The sequence below is a fragment of the Variovorax sp. UMC13 genome (assembly GCF_014170375.1).
In the GTDB taxonomy this organism is placed as follows: Bacteria; Pseudomonadota; Gammaproteobacteria; order Burkholderiales; family Burkholderiaceae_C; genus Variovorax.
The window spans coordinates 388,429-408,459 of record NZ_LZZW01000031.1 but is presented as its reverse complement, the minus strand read 5'-3'; the positions used below and the strand labels follow the sequence as shown (position 1 = coordinate 408,459).

Here is a 20,031-nt window from a genome sequence, read left to right as displayed (position 1 = left end):
GCCTGCGCTTCAGTTCCGGGTCCTGAAGCTGAACGTCCGGTCGAAGGCCTGCCCGTTCGCGGAGCCCTTGAAGTTGACGGTGTAGACCGAGGCCGATTGGAGCGGGTCGCGCGGCACCATGAAGAATTCGTGGCCCTGGATCGCACCCACGTCGGTGCGCACCGGCACCGTCGTGCCGCTCGAGGTCTTCATGCCGAAGCTGTCGACCTTGAGCAGCGCGCCGGCATCGGCACGCAGGTAGATCGGCGGGCCGACCAGGGCGGCGGTGTCGGTGATGGCGGGAAAGGGGTTCGGGGCTTCGGTGGCGGGCGCAAAGGCGTATTCGGCGTCCTGCGTGGCCGCGCAGGGATAGTGGGCGACGTTGCCGGCGCCCAGCAGCTGCGTGCCTTCCTGCGCGCCGAGCAGCGCGCCGAAGCGGTACTGCAGGGTCGTGAGCGCGAAGCCGTTCTGCGTCGAATCGAAGCGCCGCGTGCCATCGGCCAGGCCGACGCTGCGCGCGCCGCTCATCGCGGCCGACAGGTGCGCGACCGTGTTCAGCAGACCCTGCATCGCCATCAGCCCGAAGGCGGCATCGCCGGGCGCTTGGCCGGCGTCGCTCGCCAGGAAGGTGCGGGCCTTGGCCGACAGGATCTCGCTCACGTTCTCGCCATAGCCCGCCGCGGAGGCCCGGTCCTGCGGGCGGGCGCCGGTGAAGAAGGCGTTGGAGGGTGTCTCGGTGTGCCCGACGGTCAGCGTGTTGGCGCTCGAGTCCTCGAGCAGGTAGTTCACATGGGCCAGCGAGGCGGCGTCGAGCTTGGCGTTCTGGTTCAGCGCACCGAAGCCGCAACCCGTTCGGACTTTCTGCAGCTGGTTGAAGGCGGCCAGTTCGCCTGAGCCCGAGGGATAGGTCGGGGCCGCGGCCGTGGCCTGCAGCGTGCCGCCAAGTGGGGGCGGCAGGTCGTCCTGCGCCTGGGCTGCCGGCGGCGAGTTGCTGGCGCCGACGACGTCGCCACCACCACCACCGCCGCCGCCACACGCGGCCAGCATGGCGGCCGTGGCGCAAATCAAGCTTGTCGAAAGAACCTTCATGTCGTATTCCTGTGAGGGCCTGTGCTCAGGCCCTGGCGCGTCCTCCAGATTCCGAATGGTTTCCGACCGCACGGCAACATAGCGCGGCGGGGCCGGCATCCGTGTCAGCCGACAGCGACGCCGGCGCTTCCTGGCGTCTCACAGGGCCGGCCTTCGATCGCCGACGCGTGGCCGAGGTCTACCACGATCCGGCGGGCGGGTGGATCGGAAAGGCGGTCTATGCCGAAGGGTGGGGGGCGGGCCCGGCCGCTGGACAGCGTCCGTCGCCGTGATCACCATGGCGCCTTGGCGCGCCGGTCGCCATGCGAGGAGCGACGATGAAGATTGCAATCGCCAGCGTGACGCGCAGTTGTCTGCTGGCCGCCGTGTCGGTCCTGGCCTGGAGCGGCCCGCCGCCTGCCCACGCGCAGCCGCGCGGCGGCGAGCCGGTGGCCTTCGAGGTGGCCGAGCTTTCGGGCAACGCGCGCACCTTGCAGGGCGTGCTGTTCAAGGCCGCCGGTATCGCCTCGAAGGGGGCGGTGGTGCTGGTGCACGGTTCCTCGGGCTGGTCCGATCACCGCGAAGGCCACTACGGCCGCGCCCTGAGCGCGCAGGGCTACACCGTGCTGGCGATCGACACCTTCGGCCCCCGGGGCATCGCCAGCACGGGCGAGAACCAGGGCCAGCTCACGGCGCTGCAGCAGACACGCGACGCCTTCGCCGCGCGCCGCTTCCTGGTCGAGCGGTCGCACGCGCCGGCGCGCATCGCGGTGATGGGCTTCTCGCGCGGCGGCCTGGTGGCGCTCTATGCGGCCGATCGCACCTACCTGCCCGAGCAGGCCGAGCGCTTCGCCGTCGCCATCCCTTTCTATCCGGCCTGCAGCGGCCGCCCGCGCGAGCCCCGGCCGGCCAGCGTGGTCTTCATGGTGCTCGGCGAGAAGGACGACTACACCGGTGTGGCGCCCTGCGAGAAGCTGGCCAGGGAGTATGCGAACGCCGGCGGGAAGATCGACGTCAAGGTCTATGCGGGCGCGAGCCACGGCTTCGACGGCGACCCGGCCCACACGCGCCTGTTCCGCCTCGCCACCGTGGAGACCTACATCGACTGCGAGGTGTTCGCCGAGCCCGATGGCCGCTTCGCCTACGGCGGCAAGCACTTCACCGAGGCCAGCTACCTGGCGCTGTTGGGCGAGATGAACAAGGGTTGCATGAAGAAGGGCGCCTCGTTCTGGACGAACGTCGCGCGCAAGGAGGAGGCCACGCGCGACGTGCTGGCCTTCCTCGATGCGCAGTTCACGCGCAACTGACGCCGGTCATTTCCTCTTCTTCTTCCCGCCGGCAGCCGGCCTGGCCTTGGCCTTGCCCGCGTCGCCCGCCTTCTCTTGCTCGAAGAGCTCGAAGAATTCCGAGGCCATGCGCCGCAGCGCGCGCCCGATGTTGGCGTAGTCGTACTCGTTGAGGTTGGCCAGCGAGACCCGCCCCGACGCGTGCGTGCCGCCGAAGCCGCGCCCGGGCAGCAGCACGATGCTGGTCTCCTGCGCGATGCGGAACAGCGCCTCGTTGGGCTGGAGCCGCGTCAGGATCCATTCGCCGAAACGCGCGCCGTGCATCTGCGTCGCGATGTCCTGCAGGTCGAGCAGGTGGTAGTAGCTGACCGAGTTCGGGTCCTGCGGCAGCGGCAGGCCCAGTTCGCGGTACAGCGCCTCCTTGCGGCGCAGCACGATGCGCTTCATCGCCTTCTTGTACGACTGCGGTTCGTCCATCAGGCAGAACAGCGAGAACATCACCATCTGCGCCTGCACCGGTGTCGACAGGCCCGCCGTGTGGTTGAGCGCCACGGTGCGGCTGTCGGCCACCAGCCGGTCGATGAACTTCAGCTTGCGCGGCTCGGTGGTGATGCTGCCGTAGCGCTCGTCGAGTTCCTTGCGCGTGGCCTCGGGCAGCGCGGCGATCTGGCGGTCGATGATGTTGTCCTCGTGGGTCGCCACCACGCCCATGCGCCAGCCGGTCGCGCCGAAGTACTTCGAGTACGAATAGACCAGGATGGTGTTGCGCGGGCAGATCGCGAACAGCGACTTGAAGTCGTCGGCGAAGGTGCCGTACACGTCGTCGGTGAGGATGATCAGGTCGGGCCGCTTCTTCACGATCTCGGCGATGCCCTCGAGCACCTCGTCGCTGAGCTTCACCGAGGGCGGGTTGCTCGGGTTGCACAGGAAGAAGGCCTTGACCTTCGGGTCGAGCAGCTTCTGCAGTTCCTTCTTCGTGAACTGCCAGTGGTTCTCTGGCGTGGCCTCGATCGACAGCTCCACCAGCTGGTAGTCGTTGAGGCGCGGGATCTCGATGTAGGGCGTGAAGATCGGCATGCCCAGCGCGATGGTGTCGCCGGCCTGCAGCAGGTGGTTCTCGCGCAGGCTGTTGAACAGGTAGGTCATGGCGGCGGTGCCACCCTCGACCGCGTACATGTCGAAATGGCCGACGAAGGGATGGGTGCCGATCATTTCCTGGTGGATGTACTGGCCCACGATGGTTTCGCTGAGCCGCAGCATGCGGTCGGGCACCGGGTAGTTGCAGCCCAGGATGGCCTCGCACATCTCGTAGATGAAGTCGCCCGCCGACAGGCCCAGCTGGTCGCGCACATAGGACACGGCGGCCTCGATGAAGCGCACGCCGGGCTGGCCCTCGTGCGCCTTGGTGAAGATCTCGAAGCGCGCCTCGATGCCTTCGCGCTGCGGGAAGCCGCCCACGCCGTCCATGTAAACGAAGGAGCGCTCGCTCTCCGTCATCGCGAACAGCCCGAACTGGAAGAAACCGTGGCGCGGCGTGGTCGCGAGGAAGTTGGGGTTGCCGCGCCCCGCGTTCAGCATCAGCCGGTCGCTCTCGCGCGCCACCTGGATCAATGCGTCCTTGAGTTCGAAGGGGCTCAGGCCGCCGAGTTTTTGCACGTCGCCGAAATCCATGGAAATGCTCCTTGGTTGAAAGACCGTCAGAAGAGGAAAGCGTCGCTCAGACCAGCGCCACGATCAGCGGGCCCAGCAGCGTGAGGAACACGTTCGCCAGCGCATAGGTGATGGCGAACGGCACGGTGGGGGTGGTGTTCTCCGCCTTGTCCAGCACCTCGCCGAAGGCCGGGTTGGCGCTGCGCGAGCCGCTGAGCGCGCCCGCGAAGATGGCGGTGTTGGTGTAGCGCAGCACGTAGCGGCCGAACAGCATGGTCAGCAGCATCGGCACGATGGTCACGACCACGCCCACGCCGAAGATGGTCAGGCCCAGCTGCCGCACGGTCTCCACCGCCTGCAGGCCCGACTGCAGGCCCACCACGACCACGAAGCCGGCCAGCCCCAGGTCCTTGAGCAATTGCACCGCGCCCGGCGGCAGCGCGCCGAAGCTCTGCTTCTTCGCGCGGTACCAGCCGAACAGCAGGCCGGCCAGCAGCGCGCCGCCGCCCGAACCGAGCGTGAGCGGGATGCTGCCCAGCTTCACGCTCAGCAGGCCGATCAGCAGGCCCACCACCAGGCCGGCGCCGAGGTAGACGAAGTCGGTCTTGGCGCTCGGCACGATGGTGTCGCCGATGGTCGCGGCCACGCGCTTGACGTCCTGTTCGGCGCCGTAGATCGACACCATGTCGCCCACCTGCACCACCGTGTCGGGCCGCATGGCCAGCACCGTGCCCATGCGGCTCAACTGCACCACGAAGATGCCGTGGCGCACGCCGCCGGCCGTGGCTTCGCGGATCTGGGCCACGGTCTTCTTGTCGAAGGCCTTGTTGGTCAGCACGATCTCGCGCTTTAGCATGGTGAGCTCCATGCCCTCGACCGCATAGACCTCGCGCCCGAGCAGCGGCGCGCTGGCCACCACCGCGTCGCGCCGGCCCACGGCCAGCACCGTGTCGCCGCGGTGCAGCACCAGCGCGGGGCTGGGCTCGATGAGCTTGCCCGCGCGCTTCACGCGCTCGATGGTGATGGTGGTGGCCGGGTCGGCGTTCTCGATGTCGGCGATGCTGCGTTGGGGCTCGTCCACCAACTCGTAGATCCGGCCCACCAGCGAGGGCGCGGCGTCTTCCTGGTCGGGGCCGAGCACCTTCACGCCGGCCTGCATCGCGGTCTCGGCCGCGATGGCGTCGTCGCGGATGCTGCGGCCCATGAGCTTGGGCAGGATGTTCACGCAGACCAGGATCGCGCCGAAGGAGCCGAACACATAGGTCACGGCGTAGCCCACCGCCACGTTGCCCTGCAGCCGCGCGGTCTCGTCGGCCGCCAGCCCCAGCTTGGCGATGGCGTCGCCCGCGGTGCCGATGATGGCCGACTGCGTGAGCCCGCCCGCCGCCACGCCGGCCGCCAGCCCCTTGTCGAGGCCGAAGACCTTGGCCATCACGACCACCGTGGCCAGGCCGGTCAGCGCCATCACCGCAGCCAGCACGATCTCCTTGATCGACTGCCGGCCCAGCGAGCTGAAGAACTGCGGGCCGCTCTCGAAGCCCACCGCGTAGATGAACAGCGCGAACAGCACGGCCTTGACGCCGCTGTCGATCTGCACGCCCACCTGGCTCACCAGCACCGCCACCAGCAGCGAGCCGGCCACGCCGCCGAGCTGGAACTTGCCGAACTTGATCTTGCCGATCGCGTAGCCCACCGCGAGCGACAGGAAGAGCGCCATCTCGGGTGATTTCTTGAAGAGCTCGTGCAGCCATTCCATGGGTCGGTTCCTTGGGATTGAAGAGGACGGATCAGGGATGAGGGGCCGGCAGCATGCCCGCGAGCGCCACGATCAGCGGGCCCATCAGCGGCAGCACCACGTTGGAGATGGCGTAGGTGATGGTGTAGCCCAGCAGCGGCGTGGTGTTGCCGGCCGCGTTCTGCACCGCGCTGAGCGCGGGCGTGCTGCATTGCTGGCCGGCGATGGCGCCCAGCAGCACGGGCGCCTCGAGCTTCAGCAGCTTGTGGCCGATGAACAGCGAGACGCAGGCCGGCACGATGGCCACCGCCACGCCCACCAGCGGCAGCGCGATGCCGAACTTGCGCACCAGCGCCACTGCCTGCGGTCCCGAGGCCAGGCCCACGCAGGCGATGAAGGTGGCCAGGCCCAGGTCCTTCATCAGCGCCAGTGCATCGGGCGGGATGCTCAACCGGTGCGGGTGGCGCGCCTGGTACCAGCCGAAGGCCAGGCCGGTGAGCAGCGCGCCGCCGCCGGTGCCCAGCGAGAAGGGCACGCCGCCCAGCGTGAGGCCGAAGCCGCCGATGAACACGCCCAGCAGGATGCCCATCGACGCGTAGCTGATGTTGCTGTGCGAGGAGGCCAGCACGCGCTCGCCGGTGCGCGCGACCGCGTCGTTCACCTCGGCGACCGGCCCGTAGAGCTTGACGATGTCGCCGCGCTGCAGCGCCATCGCGGGCAGCAGCGGCATGGTGCGGCCGTCGCGCAGCAGGCCGATGAGCTGCACCTGGGGCGGCATCGCCGCGTGCAGTGCGTGCAGCGTCTGGCCCGCGGGGACGCGCCGCGTGAGCACGACCTCGGTGGTCTCGACCACGGCGTCGAAGGCCGCGGTGTCGGCGAATTCGCGGCCCAGCAATTCGGCCACGTTCACCAGCACCTCGCGCCGACCGATGGCGAGCACCCGGTCGCCGCTGCGCAGGCGCAGCGTGGGCTCGACCGGCAGCGGCTGGCCGCGGCGCATCACGCGCTCGATCACGGCGCGGCCCTCGAACAGCGCACTCAGCGTGCCCACCGTGCGGCCACGCCCCTGCGACACCTCGTACACGCGCCCGATCATCTCGGGCGTGGCGCTGGCGGCGGCCGCATCCTCGGCGCCGCCGCCCAGCGTCTTCCAGAGCCGGTCGGCCTCGGCGCGCAGGTCCACCCGCAGCAGCAGCGGAAAGACCTGGCTGGTCGCCACCACGATGGCGATCAGCCCGAACACGTAGGTGATGGAGTAGGCCGTGACCACGTTGGCCTGCAGCTGGCGGATGGCGTCGGCGGGCAGCGCCAGCTTGGAGAGCGCGTCGGTGGCCGTGCCCACCACGGCCGATTCGGTGGCCGCGCCGGCCATCAGCCCGGCGGCCGTGCCGCGGTCCAGCTGCAGCCACCAGGCCGCGCCCAGCACCAGCGCGAGCACCACCACCACCTCGACCAGGCACAGCAGCCCCAGCCGCAGTCCCTTGGCATCGAGGTTGGCGAAGAACTACGGGCCGCCCGCATAGCCGAGCGCGAAGATGAACAGCATGAAGAAGGTGTTCTTCACGCTGTCGGCGAGGTGGATGTCGAACTGGCCCACGGCCAGCGCCGCGATCAGCGTGCCGCAGATGCCGCCCAGCTGGATCGGTCCGAAGCGGATCTGGCCGACCGCATGGCCCAGGGCCAGCACCAGGAACAGGGCGATCTCAGGCTGCCTCTGGAGCAGCGCGATGCCTTCCGCAACCAAGCCCGACGCATTCAAAGATGAACCCCTCGCAAGCACTAGGACCTGCTCGGGCGGCAGGGGAGCCTACCCCGGCCGATGCACGCATGGCCGGTGTTGAAGTTGTTGGCGAGGGACGATAAACCAGAATGTGAATCAAATGCAAGAAGCTTGGGGCGGCCCGCGTCACGGCGGCGGGTAGGGCGTTCCGAGGTCCCAGCGCGACTGCCAGTGCGCGAGGTAGGGCCGCGCGACCTCGGGCATCTCGCGCAGCACCACCACGTTCTCGGAGTTGGCGGTTTCGGCGGAGGGGGCGAAGTTGAAGGAACCGGTCTGGACCGTGTGGCCGTCGACGATGATCACCTTGTCGTGGTGCAGGTGGAAGCGGTCGTTGGTGCGCAGCGCGATGGCGTGGCGGGTCACGGTGTCCATCGCCGCCCGGCTGGCCTTGCCGCGGTTGCGCTTCGCGTCGACCACGATGCGCACCTCCACGCCGCGCTGCTTCGCGTCGACCAGCGCCTGCACGATGTCGGGCGCCTGGAAGGCGTAGGCCAGCATCTGGATGCTCTGCGTCGCGCTGCCGAGGGTCTTCAGCACCAGCGCCCGCGCCGAGCCTTCGGGCGAGAAGCCGACCTCGACGCCGGGCTCGGCCAGGGCCAGGGCCGGGAGGTGGAGCAGCGCCGCCAGCGCCAGGGAGCGGAAGGGTGTCATGCGTGCGGATCTTGCGCCATGCGGCCGCGCGGGGCGCCGCTCGGCGTCTGGATGATAATAAGAACAATTCTTATTGTTCTGGTGGATTCGGCTCTTCAAGCTCTGCGATCGTCGGTCGCGCAGCCGGGCAAGCCGCCATGGGGTGTGCCTTGCTGGAGCGCTATTACCGCGAGCTGCTGAACTTTCTGCATCGTCAGGTGAACGACCGCGACACGGCGGCCGACCTGGCGCAGGAGAGCTACGCCCGCGTGCTCGCCGTTCAGCATGCCGGACGCAGCATCCTCGACGTGCGGGCCTTGCTCTACCGCACCGCGCGCAACCTGCTGGTCGACCGGCACCGGCGCGCCGAGGTGCGTCGCCACGACAGCCTGGACGCGATCCCCGAGGAAGAGCAGCCCGCCGCCCCGCCGCACCTGCAGCCCGAGGGCGCGCTGGCCTCGCAGCAGGTGCTGCGCGCCTATGTCGAGGCCATCGAGGGCCTGCCCCCGCGCTGCCGCGAGGCCTTCGTGCTACACGTCTTCGACGAGCTCACCCATGCCCAGGTGGCCCGGCGCATGGGCATCTCGGTCAGCATGGTCGAGAAGCACGTGGTGCGCGGCATGCTGGCCTGCAAGCAGTGCGAACGCCAGCTCGAAGGCCGGGACGATCCGGCCCCGGAGCGGACGCCGACCTGATGGACCGTCCGATGCGACGACGCAAGCTGAGGATTCGGCACCCCTCGTGCGTCTACAGTCTCGAGCGCTGATGTTTTTTCAATCCCCATGATCACGACCGCTTCCGATCGCCATGCCGCTGCCCCCGGGGCGGAGGCGGAGGTGCGCGCGCTCGATCTGGCGGCCGCGACCTGGGCCACCCGCCGGCGCAACGGACTCGACGCCGAAGGCCGGGCGGCGCTGCAGGCCTGGCTGGCGGCCGACCCCCGGCATGCGGCCGCGCTCGAGGACATGGCGGCCACGGTGGGGCAGCTGCGGCAGCTGCCCGGCGACGCGGTGGCCGCGCTGCGCCGCGGCCTGCCGGAAGCGGCGCCGGAACCGCGGCGCGGCTGGCGCCTCGGTGCGCTGGCCGCGCCCGCGGCCGTCGCCGTGCTGGCGGTGGCCCTGGTCGGCGGCGGCTGGATGGGTTGGACGCGCTGGCAGGCGCTGCCGACCTTCGAGCAGGCCTTCGCCACCGAACGCGGCCAGCAGATCGTGGCCAGGCTGCCCGACGATCCGGCACGCGGCAGCTCGGTGCAGCTCGACACCGCCACCCGGCTCGAGGCGCGGCTGTTCCGCGACCGGCGCGAGGTCCGGCTGCAGGACGGCCAGGCGCTGTTCTCGGTCCATGCCGACAAGGAACGCCCCTTCCACGTGTGGGCCGGCAAGCTGCACATCGTGGTGGTCGGCACGCGCTTCTCCGTGCGCCACACGAGCTCGGGCCTGGATGCGGGCCGGACCGTGGTCGCGGTGGAGGAGGGCCATGTGCGCGTGAGCCGCGCGCCGGGCCAGGCCCCGGGGCAGGACGACGCCGTAGCGCCGATCGAACTGGTGGCCGGCCAGATGCTGGTGGGCGAAGACGACGGCCGCCTCGGGACCGTGACCCAGGTCGCGCCCGCGGCCGTCGCCGCGTGGCGCAGCGGGCGCATCAGCTTCGACCACACGCCGCTGGCCCAGGCCCTGGCCGAGTTCGAGCGCTACCGCAGCACCGGCCTGGTGATCCGCGACCCGGCCGTCGCCAAGCTGCCGGTCGGCGGCAGCTACAGCCTGCAGCAGTTCGGCCGCTTCGCCGAGTCGCTGCCGTTTGTGCTGCCCGTCAAGCTGGTGCCGCAGGGCGAGGTCAGCGAGATCGTGCTGCGCAAGCCCTGAAATCTTTTTCGGGATTTTTTCGTTCTCGACCTGAGGTTTGCTTCGGACCGGTGCGTCTACAGCGGGAGGACCAGGCGAGCGCTCCATGGAGGCCGCCTGACAACGACCACCGACCGAGGAGTTCCCGATCCATGCGCGCCGCGCGTTTCAACCTTTCCCCGCTGACCCTGGCGGCTGCCATCACCGCGACCTTCGTCGCCGGTTTCGCCCCTTCCGCGCATGCCCAGAGCGGCGCGGCCACCTCGAGCGCGATGGCGTTCTCGATCCCCGCACAGCCGCTCGGCCAGGCCCTCAACGAGCTGGCCCGGTTGGCCAACCTGCAGCTGAGTTTCCCGGCCGCGCTGGTGGCCGGCAAGACAGCGCGGGCGGTATCGGGCCGATGGACCCCACAGCAGGCGCTGGACCGGATGCTGGCCGGCAGCGGCCTCGAGGCGATGGTGGATGGCGCCTCGGTGCTGGTCCGGCCGGCGGCCTCGGGCCGCGGGGGCGCGCCGACGCTGCCGGTGGTCGAGGTCAGCGAATCCGCCACCCGCTCGCCGGGGCCCTATGCGGGCGGTCAGGTGGCACGCGGCGGTCGCATCGGCCTGCTGGGCGACCGGGACATGCTCGACACGCCCTTCAGCGCCACGCAGTACACCGCGCAATTGATCGAAGACCAGCAGGCACAGAACCTCGGCGACGTGCTGGTCAACGACCCCTCGGTGCGCAACACCTATTCGCGCGGCGCCGGCCGGGACGAGTTCAACATCCGCGGCTTCACGCTGTTCAACTACGACGTGTCCTTCAACGGGCTCTACGGCATCTCGCCGCGCAACGCCAGTTCCCTCATCGGCATCGAGCGCGTCGAAGTGCTGCGGGGCCCGAACGCACTGCTCAACGGCATGGCGCCCGCCGGTTCGGTCGGCGGCTCCATCAACCTGGTGCCCAAGCGCGCCGGCATCGAGCCGCTCAACCGCGTGACGCTGTCGTACATGGACGACGGCCAGTTCGGCACGCAGTTCGACATCGCACGCCGCCTCGGCGAGGACAAGCGATGGGGCGTGCGCGCCAACATCCTCAAGCGCTCGGGCGACACGCCGGTCGACCATTCCAAGGAAGACCTCGAAGCCTTCACGCTGGGCGTGGACTATCAGGGCGATCGCGTGCGCCTGGAGGCCGACCTGAGCTACCAGAACCGCCTCACGCATGCGCGCAGCGGCCTGCTGTTCCCGCCGGAGGCAGGCACGGCCATCGGCCCGGCACCCGACGCCAGGACCAACTTCCTGCCGGCCTGGACCTACTGGAAGTCGAAGGAGCTCTCGGCCATGGTGCGTGCCGAAGTGGACCTGGCACCGAACCTCACGGCCTACGGCGCCGTCGGCGCCATGCGCTACGACTTCCGCAGCCTGCAGACCAGTTGGCTGATGCAGGACAGCCTCGGCGCGATCGCCGGACGGCCCGCGCGGCTCAACGAAGAGGTCGACACCCAGACCGCGGAGGTCGGCCTGCGCGGCAAGTTCGCCACCGGCTCGCTGCGCCATGAAGCGGTGCTCAGCGTCAGCACGCTGAACTCGGAGCAGGGCACGCGCCGGCAGAACGGGGCCTTCCTCTTCTCCAATCTCTACCAACCGGCCGACATCGCGCAGCCGAACATCACGGTCGATGCGTACATCCCCAAGGTGGCCGAGACGAAGTTGCGCAGCCTCGCCGTGGCCGACACGATCTTCTCGAGCGATCGCCGCATCCAGCTGACCCTCGGCGCACGCCACCAGCAGGTCGAGACCTCGGGCTTCGATCCCGTGAGCGGCAAGCGGAACGCGCACTACGACAAGTCCGCCGTCACGCCGGTGGCGGCGCTGGTGGTGAAGGCCACCGATGCCTTCTCGCTCTACGGCAACTACATCGAGGGCCTGAGCCAGGGCCCGACCGCGCCGTCGGGCGCCTCCAACGCCGGCGAGGTGTTCCCGCCGACCAAGGCCAAGCAGATCGAGCTTGGCGCCAAGTACGACTTCGGCCGCTTCGCCACCACGCTGAGCGTGTTTCAGATCGAACGCGCCAGCAGCTTCCTCGATCCGGCGACGCTGCGCTTCAGCGCCGACGGGCAACAGCGCAACCGGGGTGTCGAGCTCATCACCCAGGGCGAGTCCGCCACCGGCGTGCGCCTGCTGGCCGGCTTCGCCTACACCGACGGCGTGCTGACGCGCACCGAAGGCGGCGAGAACAACGGCCGCACCGCGCCCGCGACGCCGAAGTTCCAGCTCAACCTCGCCGGTGAATGGGACGCCCCCTTCCTGCCCGGCCTGAGCTTCACCGCCCGCGCGCTGCGCACCAGCGCGCAGTACGTGGACGTCGGCAACACGCAGCAGATCCCGGGCTGGACGCGCTTCGACCTCGGCGCCCGCTATCGCTTCGTGACCGGCAACGTGCCGATCACGGTGCGCGCCACCCTCGAGAACGTGGGGGACAGGAACTACTGGCAGTCCGCGGCGCGCGAGGGCCTGACGATCGGCGCGCCCCGCACGCTGCTGGTGTCGGTGTCGGCGGATTTCTGAACCGTCGGTGCTGAGCCCTGCGCGCTGGAGCGTTTTCTCGCGCTGCGTGGCCGCCGCGGTCGGCGGCTATGCGCTCGCCACCAGCCTGTCCACGGCCATCGTGGCACTCGTCGCCTCCGGCTTCGGGGCCATGGCGCGTGTCGATGCCGTGCTGGTCGCGATGCAGTTGAGCTTCGTGGTCTATGCCGGCGCCGTGATGTGGGCCTTTGCGGCCCGCAGCGCGCGTGGGGCATGGCTTGGACTCGCGCTGCCGAGCTTGCTGAGTGCGTTGGTCGCATGGGCGCTGCTGTGATGCGTGGCTCCATGGGCGCGAGGGCGGAGCGACGATGAAGGAACAATTCCGCCAGTCCATGGCCTGGCTGCACACCTGGCTGGGCCTGCTGTTCGGCTGGGTGCTGTACTTCATCTTCGTCACCGGCACCCTCGGCTACCTTGACACCGAGATCGATCGCTGGATGCGGCCCGAGCTGCCGGTCGCCCGGCATGCGTCGTCGCAGGCCCCGGCGATCCTGCAGGCGCAGCGCTATCTGCAGGACCATGCGGCCCAAGCGCGGCGCTGGAACATCACCTTGCCGATCGATCGCAACGAGCCCTATCTGCGCGTGTCCTGGCAGGCGGCGCACGGTGCCTCCGGCACGGCCTACCTCGACCCCGATACCGGCCAGCGCATCGCGACGCGCGACACGGCTGGCGGCCAGACGCTCTACCAGATGCATTGGCGGCTGCACTACCTGCCGGCGCTGGCCAGCGAGTGGATCGTGGGCCTCGCCACGCTGGCGATGCTGGTCGCGCTGGTCACCGGCATCGTGGTGCACAAGAAGATCTTCGCGGACTTCTTCACCTTCCGGCCCGGCAAGGGGCAACGTTCGTGGCTCGACGCGCACAACGTGGCGAGCGTCCTGACCTTGCCCTTCCAGCTGATGATCACCTACTCGGGCCTGGTCTTCCTGATGTTCTCGTTCATGCCGTGGGTCGTGACGCCGTGGTACGGGCCGGGCGAAGCCAGGCAGGAAGCCTTCCTGAACGAGGTGTTCCCGCCGCTGGCCCCCAGCCGCAGCGCCGGCCAGCCTGCGCCGCTCGTGCCGCTGGAGCGGGTGCTGCACGACGCGCAGGCGCGATGGGGCGGCAAGCCGGTCGCCACGCTGGGCTTCGAGAACCCCAACGATGCCCATGCCCGCATCCACGTCGTCGGCGACTTTGCGGCCGGCCCGCTGCGCGCCACCGACATCCTGGTGTACGACGGCGTGAGCGGTGAACGGCTGATGGAGCGCGAGGCCTGGCAATCCGGTCCCAAGGCTTTCCGCGACCTGATGCTGGGCCTGCACGAAGGCATCTTCGCGGCGCCGGTGCTGCGCGCGCTCTATGTGCTGTCGGGCCTGCTGGGCGCGGTGATGATCGCGACAGGGCTGGTGCTGTGGTCCGTCAAGCGCCGGCAGCGCATCGAACGGCATCGCGGGGCCGCGCACTTCGGCTTGCGCCTGGTGGAGCGGCTCAACGTCGCCGTGGTCATCGGACTGCCGGTGGCCATCGGCGCCTATTTCTGGGCCAACCGGCTGCTGCCCGTCGACATGGCCCACCGCGCCGAATGGGAGGTGCACACGCTGTTCGGCGTCTGGCTGCTGATGTTCCTGTGGGCCGCGCTGCGCCCGCCGCGGTGCGCGTGGAGGAAGCAGGCACTTCTCGCCGCCTTTGTCTTCGTCCTGCTGCCTGTGCTCAATGCCCTGACCACCTCGCGCGGCCTTCTGCCGTCACTGGCCGATCACGACGTGGTGATGGCCGGCTTCGACCTGGCCGCGCTGGCCGCCGGCATCGCGTTTGCCTGCGTCGCCTGGACCCTGCGACGACGACAGGCGAGGGCCGCGACGTGTTGATGGCGTGGCTGGTGCCGGCCCTGCTGCTGCCCGGTCTTGGCGCACTGGCGCTGGCCATGGACCGGCACCATGAGCAGCTGCCGCGCCGATGGCGTGGCGGCCTCGCACGGCCGATGCTGCGTGGGCTCGGCATCGCCGCGATCGCTTCTTCGCTGGCCTGCGCCCTGGCCGACAGCGGCGCCGCGCGGGGCGTGCTGCTGTGGCTGGGCTGGCTGACCCCGTCGGCGCTGATGGTCATCGGCGTGCTGGCCCGGCCTGCGCGCAGGCGGAAACCGTAGCCTTCAAGGCCGCGTTTTTTCAGCGGCCCGCCGCCCGCCATTCCTCCACCAGCACCGCGATCAGTTCCGCCACCGGCAGTTCGCGGATCATCGACACCCCTTGCCCCGCCCACTGCGCGGCGAAGTCGCTGTTGCCCTTGGCGGCGGCCGCGGCCGTCAGCGACTTCGCGGCGTCGTAGGCGATTGGGTAGTCGGGCAGCGTGGCCAGGGCCTGCGCGTCGCCGTCCAGGTAGAGGCGGTTGGGAATGCCGCGCGCGGCGCGGCCCGAGATCGTGGCGGTCACGGCCGTGCGAGGCGCCGACTTCAGGGCCGCGCGGTAGCTCGCGTTGGCCGCCGACTCCGGGCACAGCAGGAAGGCCGTGCCCAGCTGCACGGCCGAGGCGCCGAGCTGCAGCGCGGCGGCGATGCCCTGGCCGTCCATGATGCCGCCGGTCGCGATCACGGGCAGCCTTGAACTGTGCGCAATCGCGCGCACCAGTGCGAAGGTGCCGATCTGCGGGTCGCCCTGTTCGGGATCGAACACGCCGCGATGGCCGCCGGCCTCGTAGCCCTGCGCGACGATCCAGTCGATGCCCGCGGCCTCGATCTGCGCGGCTTCCTCCAGCGAGGTGGCGCAGGCGGCCAGCACGATGCCCGCGTCGTGCAGCGCCTCGATCCATGCCTGCGGCGGCAGGCCGAAATGGAAGCTCACGACGGCGGGGCGCTCGGTCAGCAGCATGTCCAGCATCTCGTGGTCGACCGTGAAGCTCTTGTAGATCTCCTTCAGGCCGGCCGGCGGCGTGGCGCCGAACTCCTCGAAGCGCGGGCGCAGCAGCGCGAGCCAGGCCGCTTCGCGCGCCGGGTCGGCGACGGCGGGCCGGTGGCAGAAGAAGTTGACGTTGAAGGGCTTGTCGGTGAGCGCGCGCGTGGCGGTGATCAGGGCCCGGGCCTGCGCGGGCGTGCTGGCGCCCAGGGCCAGCGAGCCCAGGGCGCCGGCGTTCGAGGCGGCGGCCGCCATCTCGGGCGTCGAGGCCACGGCCATGGGCGCCTGCACGATGGGGAGCGGTACGTGGAGTCGCGCGAGCGCGTTCGAGGCTGGCATGTGGAGGGTCCTTGAATGAGATGAAGCGGGGTTGTATGATCTCTATAAGAGAACAAGTTGATTTTATACATCTCTTTCAAGGAACGATGTGGAACACGCGACGTTGGAGATCTTTTGTGCGGTGGCCGAGGAACTGAGCGTGACCCGGGCCGCCCAGCGCCTGGGCCGGGTCCAGTCCAACGTGACGACGCGGGTGCAGCAGCTCGAGGAAGAACTGGGCGTGGCGCTGTTCCTGCGCGACAACAAGCGCATGGCGCTGTCGCCCCAGGGCGAGCGCTTCCTGCACTACGCCAAGGCCATGCTGGCGCTGGCCGAGGAGGCGCGCCAGGTGCTGCATCCCGCGGAGCCCACGGGCGTGCTGCGCATCGGTTCGATGGAGAGCACGGCGGCGAGCCGCCTGCCCGAGCCGCTGGCGTCCTACCACCGCCAGTTCCCGCAGGTGCGTCTGCGCCTGTCCACCGGCCCCTCGCGCCAGCTGGTCGCGGCGGTGCACGGGCGCAGCCTGGACTGCGCCTTCGTCGCGCTGCCCCCGGTGGCCGAGGGCGATGCGGCGATCGACCTGGCGGCGCTGGGCCTGGCGTCGGTGCCGGTGTTCCAGGAGGAGCTGGTGCTGCTGCTGCCCCCGGGGCATGCGCCCGTGCAGCAGGTCGACGAAGTGGCGATCCGCTCGGTGGCGGCGTTCCCGAACGGCTGCACCTACCGGCTGATCACCGAACGCATCCTGGCCCGGGGGCCGGCGGTGGCGCCGCTCGATGTGCAGGAGATGGGCTCCTACCACGGCATGCTGGCCTGCGTGGCTTCGGGCGAGTGCGTGAGCCTGATGCCGCGCAGCGTGATCGAACTGATGGGCAAGCCCAAGGGCATGCGCGAGCTGCCGATCACCTTGATCGACACGGTGCTGGTCTGGCGCCAGGGCTACGAGACGCCGGCCTTCGAGGCGCTGCGCGGGCGGGTCGGCGCCACCTCCAGATAGGTGCCGGGCCATGACGACCGCATCGACAAGCATCACCGCACGCCCGGCGCTCGGCCCCGCGCTGGCCGCCTCGCTGGTCCTCGCGATCGGCATGGGCTTCGGCCGTTTCGCCTTCACCGGCCTGTATCCGGCGATGGTGAGCGACGGTCTGCTCACCGTGCACGGCGGCACGCTGGCGGCCTCGGCCAACTATGCGGGCTACTTGCTGGGGGCGCTGCTCATCAGCCAGGCGAAGCCCGCACAGGCGCGCAACCTGTGCGTCTGGGCGACGGTGGGCAGCCTCCTGTGCATGGCGCTGCTCGGCCTGCTGCATTCGGCCGCGGCGATCATCGCGGTGCGCGGGCTGGCGGGCGTCTGCAGCGCGGTGTCGATGGTCGCGGCTTCGCTGTGGCTGCTGCAGCACATGGGGCACGGGCACGGCGCGCCGATCCTCTATGCGGGCGTCGGCGTGGGCATCGTGCTCTCGGCGGAGCTGATCGCGCTCGGCCACCGCGCGGGCCTCGCGAGCCCGGCGCTGTGGATGGTGCTCGCGGCCGCGAGCCTGGTGCTGGCCCTGGCCGCATCGCCGGCCCTGGGCCTGCCGCCCGACCCGGCGCAGGCCGCCGATGCGCGGCCCGACGAGCGCGCGGCCGGCGCCGGCACGCCGCGTGCGCAGGCGATGCGGCTGATTGCCATCTATGGCCTGGCCGGCTTCGGCTACATCGTGACCGCGACCTACCTGCCGCTGTTCATCAAGGGCGCACTGGGGCCGGTGGACCCGATCCAGGTCTGGGCCGTGTTCGGCTTCGGCGCCGTGCCCTCCTGCTTCTTCTGGCACTGGATGCGGCTGCGCCTGGGCACGCGCCGCAGCCTGGGGCTGAACATGGCGGTCCAGGGCATCGGCGTGGTGCTGCCGGTGTTCAGCCACAGCGCCGCGGCCTATTTGCTGAGCGCCTTCCTGGTCGGCGGCACCTTCGTCGGCACCGTGACCATCGCGATGCCGGCCGCGCGCCGCGTGGCCCATGCGGTGCGCTTCAACATGATGGCCGTGATGACCGCGGTCTACGGCGTGGGCCAGATCGTCGGCCCGCTGGTGGCCAATGCGATCCTCGCGTCGACCCAGTCCTTCACCGGCTCGCTGCTGGTGGCGGGCGGGGCGCTGGGCGTGGCGGCCGCGCTGAGCGCGGGGCTTTGAGCGCAGGGGTGGCGGCGTGCTCTTAACATGAGGCCCTTCAAGATCTCTTCCGAGGAGACTGCCGTGTCCACCGCACCCCCGCTCGACCTGAGCCGCTTCGCCCGCCATCGCCTGCTCGAGGGCCCCACACCGATCCAGCACCTGCCGCGCATCAGCCGGCAGCTCGGCGGGGTGGAGCTCTTCGTCAAGCGCGACGACCTGACGGGCCTGGGCGGCGGCGGCAACAAGCTGCGCAAGCTCGAGTTCCTGATCGCCGAGGCGCAGGCCGCGGGCGCCGACACCCTCCTGACCGTCGGGGCGCGGCAGTCGAACCATGCGCGCCTCACCGCCGCGGCGGCCGCGAAGGCGGGCCTGGTGTGCGAGCTGGTGCTGACGCGCTCGGTGCCGCGCGACGACGAGGATTTCCTGCACAACGGCAACGTGCTGCTCGACGGCCTGCTGGGCGCGACGGTGCACGATGTGGCCGACCCGGCCGCGGCCATGCCCTTCCTCCAGCACCGCTCGGCCTCGCTGCGTGCCGCGGGCCGCACGGTCTATGTGGCGCCCTTCGGCGGTTCCTCGGCGGTCGGCTGCCTGGGCTATGCGAATGCCGCGGCGGAGATCCTGTCGCAGGCCGAAGCCATGGCCACGCGCTTCGACCGCATCGTGCTGCCCAACGGCAGCGGCGGCACGCAGGCCGGCCTGGTGGCCGGGCTACTCGCGATGGGCCGGGACCCGCGGGTGGTGCAGGCGTACACGGTGCTGTCGCCGGCCGAGAAGGCCCATGGCCTGACCTGGGGCCTGGCGCAGCAGACGCTCGAGTGCCTGCAGCCCGGCCGCAAGGTGCCGGCCGACGCCATCGTGCTCGTCGACGGCCAGATCGGCCAGGGCTACGGCCTGCCCACCGACGGCATGCGCGAAGCCGTGCGCACCATGGCCTCGCTCGAAGGCCTGCTGCTGGACCCGGTCTACGGCGGCAAGGCCTTCGCCGGCCTGCTGCAGGACGTGCGGGCCGGCAAGTTCGCCAAGGGCGCCAAGCTGCTGTTCCTCATGACCGGCGGCCTGCCGGGCCTGTTCGCCTACCGGCGCGCGTTCTGAAGCAACGACCCGGAGGCCGCGCATGGACCGTATCGACGCGATGAAGGTCTTCGTCGCGGCGCTGGACGCGGGCAGCCTGTCGGCCGCGGGCCGGCGTCTGGGTCGTTCGCCCGCGGCGGTCAGCCGCGCCATCGCCTTCCTCGAGCACCATGTGGGCACCGAGCTGCTGCACCGCACGACGCGCGCGCTCAAGCTCAGCGAGGCGGGCGAGCGCTATGCCTTCGCCTGCCGCCGGATCCTGGGCGAGCTCGAGGAGGCCGACCTGAACGCGGCCGGCGAGCGCGCCGCGCCGCGCGGCACGCTGACGCTGAGCGCGCCGCCCATCAGCGGCGAGCAGATCCTGCAGCCCATCGTCGATGCCTACCTCGATGCCTTCCCCGGCGTGTCGGTGAACCTGGTGCTGCTCGACCGGCCGGTCAATTTGGTGGAGGAGGGCATCGACGTCGCGCTGCGCGTGGGCGAGCTGCCCGATTCCTCGCTGGTGGCGCTGCGGGTCGGCGGCGACGTCAAGCGGGTGGTGGTCGCGGCGCCGCGCTACCTGGCCGCGCACCCGCGCATCGACGAACCCGCCGACCTGCTCAAGCACCGCATCGTGACCACCACGCACTTCGGCCACGACAGCTGGATCTTCCCGCCGCTGGCCGGCAGCGCTGTGCCGCGCACGGTGCATTTCAAGCCGCGGCTGGTGGTCAACAGCGTGCGGGCCGCGCTCGCGTCGGCGGTCGCGGGCCATGGCGTGACGCGGCTCTACGCCTACCACGTGGCCGAGCGCGTGCGCGACGGCTCGCTGCAGATCCTGCTGCGCGAGGCCGAAGCCGCGGCCATGCCGGTGCACCTGATCGTGCCGCAGGGCCGGCTCTCGGTGCCGAAGGTGCGGGCCTTCGTCGACTTCGCTGCGCCGCGTTTGAGGGCCGAGTTCGCGCGGCTCTCGGCCGATGCCGGCGCGGTTGGTGCTTAGGCATTCTTCCCCTTTCTGCAAAGCTCCTCGTCGCACGTCGACGCTTCTCGCGGCGAGGCCCGGCGCCCAGAATTTCCGGACGGTCCCCACGGGCCGCC

Annotated in this window: 17 protein-coding genes and 1 pseudogene; 11 read left to right on the top strand and 7 right to left on the bottom strand. The window is 70.4% G+C overall.

What is annotated here, in order from left to right; translation table 11 throughout:
* Nucleotides 1–9: 9 nt before the first annotated feature.
* On the bottom strand, nucleotides 10–1,068 hold the full coding sequence (locus A9977_RS27005; RefSeq protein WP_183027867.1) for a hypothetical protein: 1,059 nt from the start codon (nucleotides 1,066–1,068) through the stop codon (nucleotides 10–12).
* A gap of 317 nt (nucleotides 1,069–1,385) precedes the next feature.
* Here A9977_RS27005 and A9977_RS27000 point away from each other — a divergent pair, with 317 nt between their 5' ends.
* Nucleotides 1,386–2,354, top strand: a complete 969-nt coding sequence (locus A9977_RS27000) for a dienelactone hydrolase family protein (RefSeq protein ID WP_183027866.1) — start codon at nucleotides 1,386–1,388, stop codon at nucleotides 2,352–2,354.
* A gap of 6 nt (nucleotides 2,355–2,360) precedes the next feature.
* On the opposite strand, the gene A9977_RS26995 is transcribed toward A9977_RS27000, so the two are convergent.
* The 5 genes and pseudogenes from A9977_RS26995 to A9977_RS26980 form a co-directional block, all read right to left on the bottom strand.
* Nucleotides 2,361–4,004 carry a bifunctional aspartate transaminase/aspartate 4-decarboxylase gene (locus tag A9977_RS26995; RefSeq protein ID WP_183027865.1) on the bottom strand — a complete coding sequence of 548 codons (1,644 nt, stop codon included), beginning with the start codon at nucleotides 4,002–4,004 and terminating at the stop codon, nucleotides 2,361–2,363.
* A 46-nt stretch (nucleotides 4,005–4,050) separates the two neighbouring features.
* Entirely contained in the window at nucleotides 4,051–5,739 is a 1,689-nt protein-coding gene (gene aspT, locus A9977_RS26990) for an aspartate-alanine antiporter (protein ID WP_183027864.1), read from the bottom strand.
* A 31-nt stretch (nucleotides 5,740–5,770) separates the two neighbouring features.
* Complete coding sequence (locus A9977_RS34690; protein WP_310936203.1) at nucleotides 5,771–6,307, bottom strand: hypothetical protein; 537 nt, start codon at nucleotides 6,305–6,307, stop codon at nucleotides 5,771–5,773.
* A gap of 633 nt (nucleotides 6,308–6,940) precedes the next feature.
* Nucleotides 6,941–7,405: pseudogene (locus tag A9977_RS34685) on the bottom strand (aspartate-alanine antiporter); the annotation flags it as partial.
* A 219-nt stretch (nucleotides 7,406–7,624) separates the two neighbouring features.
* Nucleotides 7,625–8,149 (bottom strand): phospholipase D family protein, encoded by a 525-nt coding sequence (locus A9977_RS26980; RefSeq protein WP_183027863.1) that lies wholly within the window; start codon nucleotides 8,147–8,149, stop codon nucleotides 7,625–7,627.
* Nucleotides 8,150–8,298: 149 nt separating this feature from the next.
* Here A9977_RS26980 and A9977_RS26975 point away from each other — a divergent pair, with 149 nt between their 5' ends.
* From A9977_RS26975 to A9977_RS26950, 6 genes are all read left to right on the top strand, one after another.
* Nucleotides 8,299–8,823: a sigma-70 family RNA polymerase sigma factor gene (locus tag A9977_RS26975; RefSeq protein WP_183027956.1), complete on the top strand. Its 525-nt coding sequence runs from the start codon at nucleotides 8,299–8,301 to the stop codon at nucleotides 8,821–8,823.
* Between the two features lie 87 nt (nucleotides 8,824–8,910).
* Entirely contained in the window at nucleotides 8,911–9,990 is a 1,080-nt protein-coding gene (locus tag A9977_RS26970; protein ID WP_183027862.1) for a FecR domain-containing protein, read from the top strand.
* Nucleotides 9,991–10,121: 131 nt separating this feature from the next.
* On the top strand, nucleotides 10,122–12,521 hold the full coding sequence (locus tag A9977_RS26965; RefSeq protein WP_183027861.1) for a TonB-dependent receptor: 2,400 nt from the start codon (nucleotides 10,122–10,124) through the stop codon (nucleotides 12,519–12,521).
* Between the two features lie 7 nt (nucleotides 12,522–12,528).
* Nucleotides 12,529–12,813 (top strand): DUF3649 domain-containing protein, encoded by a 285-nt coding sequence (locus tag A9977_RS26960; RefSeq protein WP_310936200.1) that lies wholly within the window; start codon nucleotides 12,529–12,531, stop codon nucleotides 12,811–12,813.
* Nucleotides 12,814–12,847: 34 nt separating this feature from the next.
* Nucleotides 12,848–14,392, top strand: a complete 1,545-nt coding sequence (locus A9977_RS26955) for a PepSY domain-containing protein (RefSeq protein ID WP_183027860.1) — start codon at nucleotides 12,848–12,850, stop codon at nucleotides 14,390–14,392.
* Nucleotides 14,392–14,670, top strand: a complete 279-nt coding sequence (locus tag A9977_RS26950) for a DUF3325 domain-containing protein (RefSeq protein WP_259652174.1) — start codon at nucleotides 14,392–14,394, stop codon at nucleotides 14,668–14,670. The genes A9977_RS26955 and A9977_RS26950 overlap by 1 nt, the downstream gene beginning before the upstream one ends.
* A 19-nt stretch (nucleotides 14,671–14,689) precedes the next feature.
* Here the strand turns inward: A9977_RS26950 and A9977_RS26945 are convergent, their stop codons facing one another.
* On the bottom strand, nucleotides 14,690–15,751 hold the full coding sequence (locus A9977_RS26945) for a nitronate monooxygenase family protein (RefSeq protein WP_183027858.1): 1,062 nt from the start codon (nucleotides 15,749–15,751) through the stop codon (nucleotides 14,690–14,692).
* 88 nt (nucleotides 15,752–15,839) lie between these two features.
* Here A9977_RS26945 and A9977_RS26940 point away from each other — a divergent pair, with 88 nt between their 5' ends.
* From A9977_RS26940 to A9977_RS26925, 4 genes are all read left to right on the top strand, one after another.
* The gene (locus tag A9977_RS26940) at nucleotides 15,840–16,724 is read left to right on the top strand and encodes a LysR family transcriptional regulator (RefSeq protein ID WP_183027857.1); all 885 of its coding nucleotides are present in this window, start codon (nucleotides 15,840–15,842) and stop codon (nucleotides 16,722–16,724) included.
* 10 nt (nucleotides 16,725–16,734) lie between these two features.
* A complete protein-coding gene (locus A9977_RS26935; protein WP_183027856.1) occupies nucleotides 16,735–17,898 on the top strand; it encodes a YbfB/YjiJ family MFS transporter in 1,164 nt (387 codons plus the stop codon).
* 63 nt (nucleotides 17,899–17,961) lie between these two features.
* Nucleotides 17,962–18,975 (top strand): D-cysteine desulfhydrase family protein, encoded by a 1,014-nt coding sequence (locus tag A9977_RS26930; RefSeq protein ID WP_310936199.1) that lies wholly within the window; start codon nucleotides 17,962–17,964, stop codon nucleotides 18,973–18,975.
* Nucleotides 18,976–18,997: 22 nt separating this feature from the next.
* Entirely contained in the window at nucleotides 18,998–19,933 is a 936-nt protein-coding gene (locus A9977_RS26925) for a LysR family transcriptional regulator (protein ID WP_183027854.1), read from the top strand.
* Nucleotides 19,934–20,031: the final 98 nt, after the last annotated feature.

What these genes read in the sequence shown, in the direction of transcription:
- A9977_RS26970 (WP_183027862.1), top strand. Translation starts at nt 8,911, where the DNA reads ATGATCACGACCGCTTCCGATCGCCATGCCGCTGCCCCCGGGGCGGAG.
- A9977_RS27000 (WP_183027866.1), top strand. Translation starts at nt 1,386, where the DNA reads ATGAAGATTGCAATCGCCAGCGTGACGCGCAGTTGTCTGCTGGCCGCC.
- A9977_RS26945 (WP_183027858.1), bottom strand. Translation starts at nt 15,751, where the DNA reads ATGCCAGCCTCGAACGCGCTCGCGCGACTCCACGTACCGCTCCCCATC.
- A9977_RS26950 (WP_259652174.1), top strand. Translation starts at nt 14,392, where the DNA reads ATGGCGTGGCTGGTGCCGGCCCTGCTGCTGCCCGGTCTTGGCGCACTG.
- A9977_RS26925 (WP_183027854.1), top strand. Translation starts at nt 18,998, where the DNA reads ATGGACCGTATCGACGCGATGAAGGTCTTCGTCGCGGCGCTGGACGCG.
- A9977_RS26995 (WP_183027865.1), bottom strand. Translation starts at nt 4,004, where the DNA reads ATGGATTTCGGCGACGTGCAAAAACTCGGCGGCCTGAGCCCCTTCGAA.
- A9977_RS27005 (WP_183027867.1), bottom strand. Translation starts at nt 1,068, where the DNA reads ATGAAGGTTCTTTCGACAAGCTTGATTTGCGCCACGGCCGCCATGCTG.
- aspT (WP_183027864.1), bottom strand. Translation starts at nt 5,739, where the DNA reads ATGGAATGGCTGCACGAGCTCTTCAAGAAATCACCCGAGATGGCGCTC.
- A9977_RS26980 (WP_183027863.1), bottom strand. Translation starts at nt 8,149, where the DNA reads ATGACACCCTTCCGCTCCCTGGCGCTGGCGGCGCTGCTCCACCTCCCG.
- A9977_RS26965 (WP_183027861.1), top strand. Translation starts at nt 10,122, where the DNA reads ATGCGCGCCGCGCGTTTCAACCTTTCCCCGCTGACCCTGGCGGCTGCC.
- A9977_RS26935 (WP_183027856.1), top strand. Translation starts at nt 16,735, where the DNA reads ATGACGACCGCATCGACAAGCATCACCGCACGCCCGGCGCTCGGCCCC.
- A9977_RS26955 (WP_183027860.1), top strand. Translation starts at nt 12,848, where the DNA reads ATGAAGGAACAATTCCGCCAGTCCATGGCCTGGCTGCACACCTGGCTG.
- A9977_RS34690 (WP_310936203.1), bottom strand. Translation starts at nt 6,307, where the DNA reads ATGGGCATCCTGCTGGGCGTGTTCATCGGCGGCTTCGGCCTCACGCTG.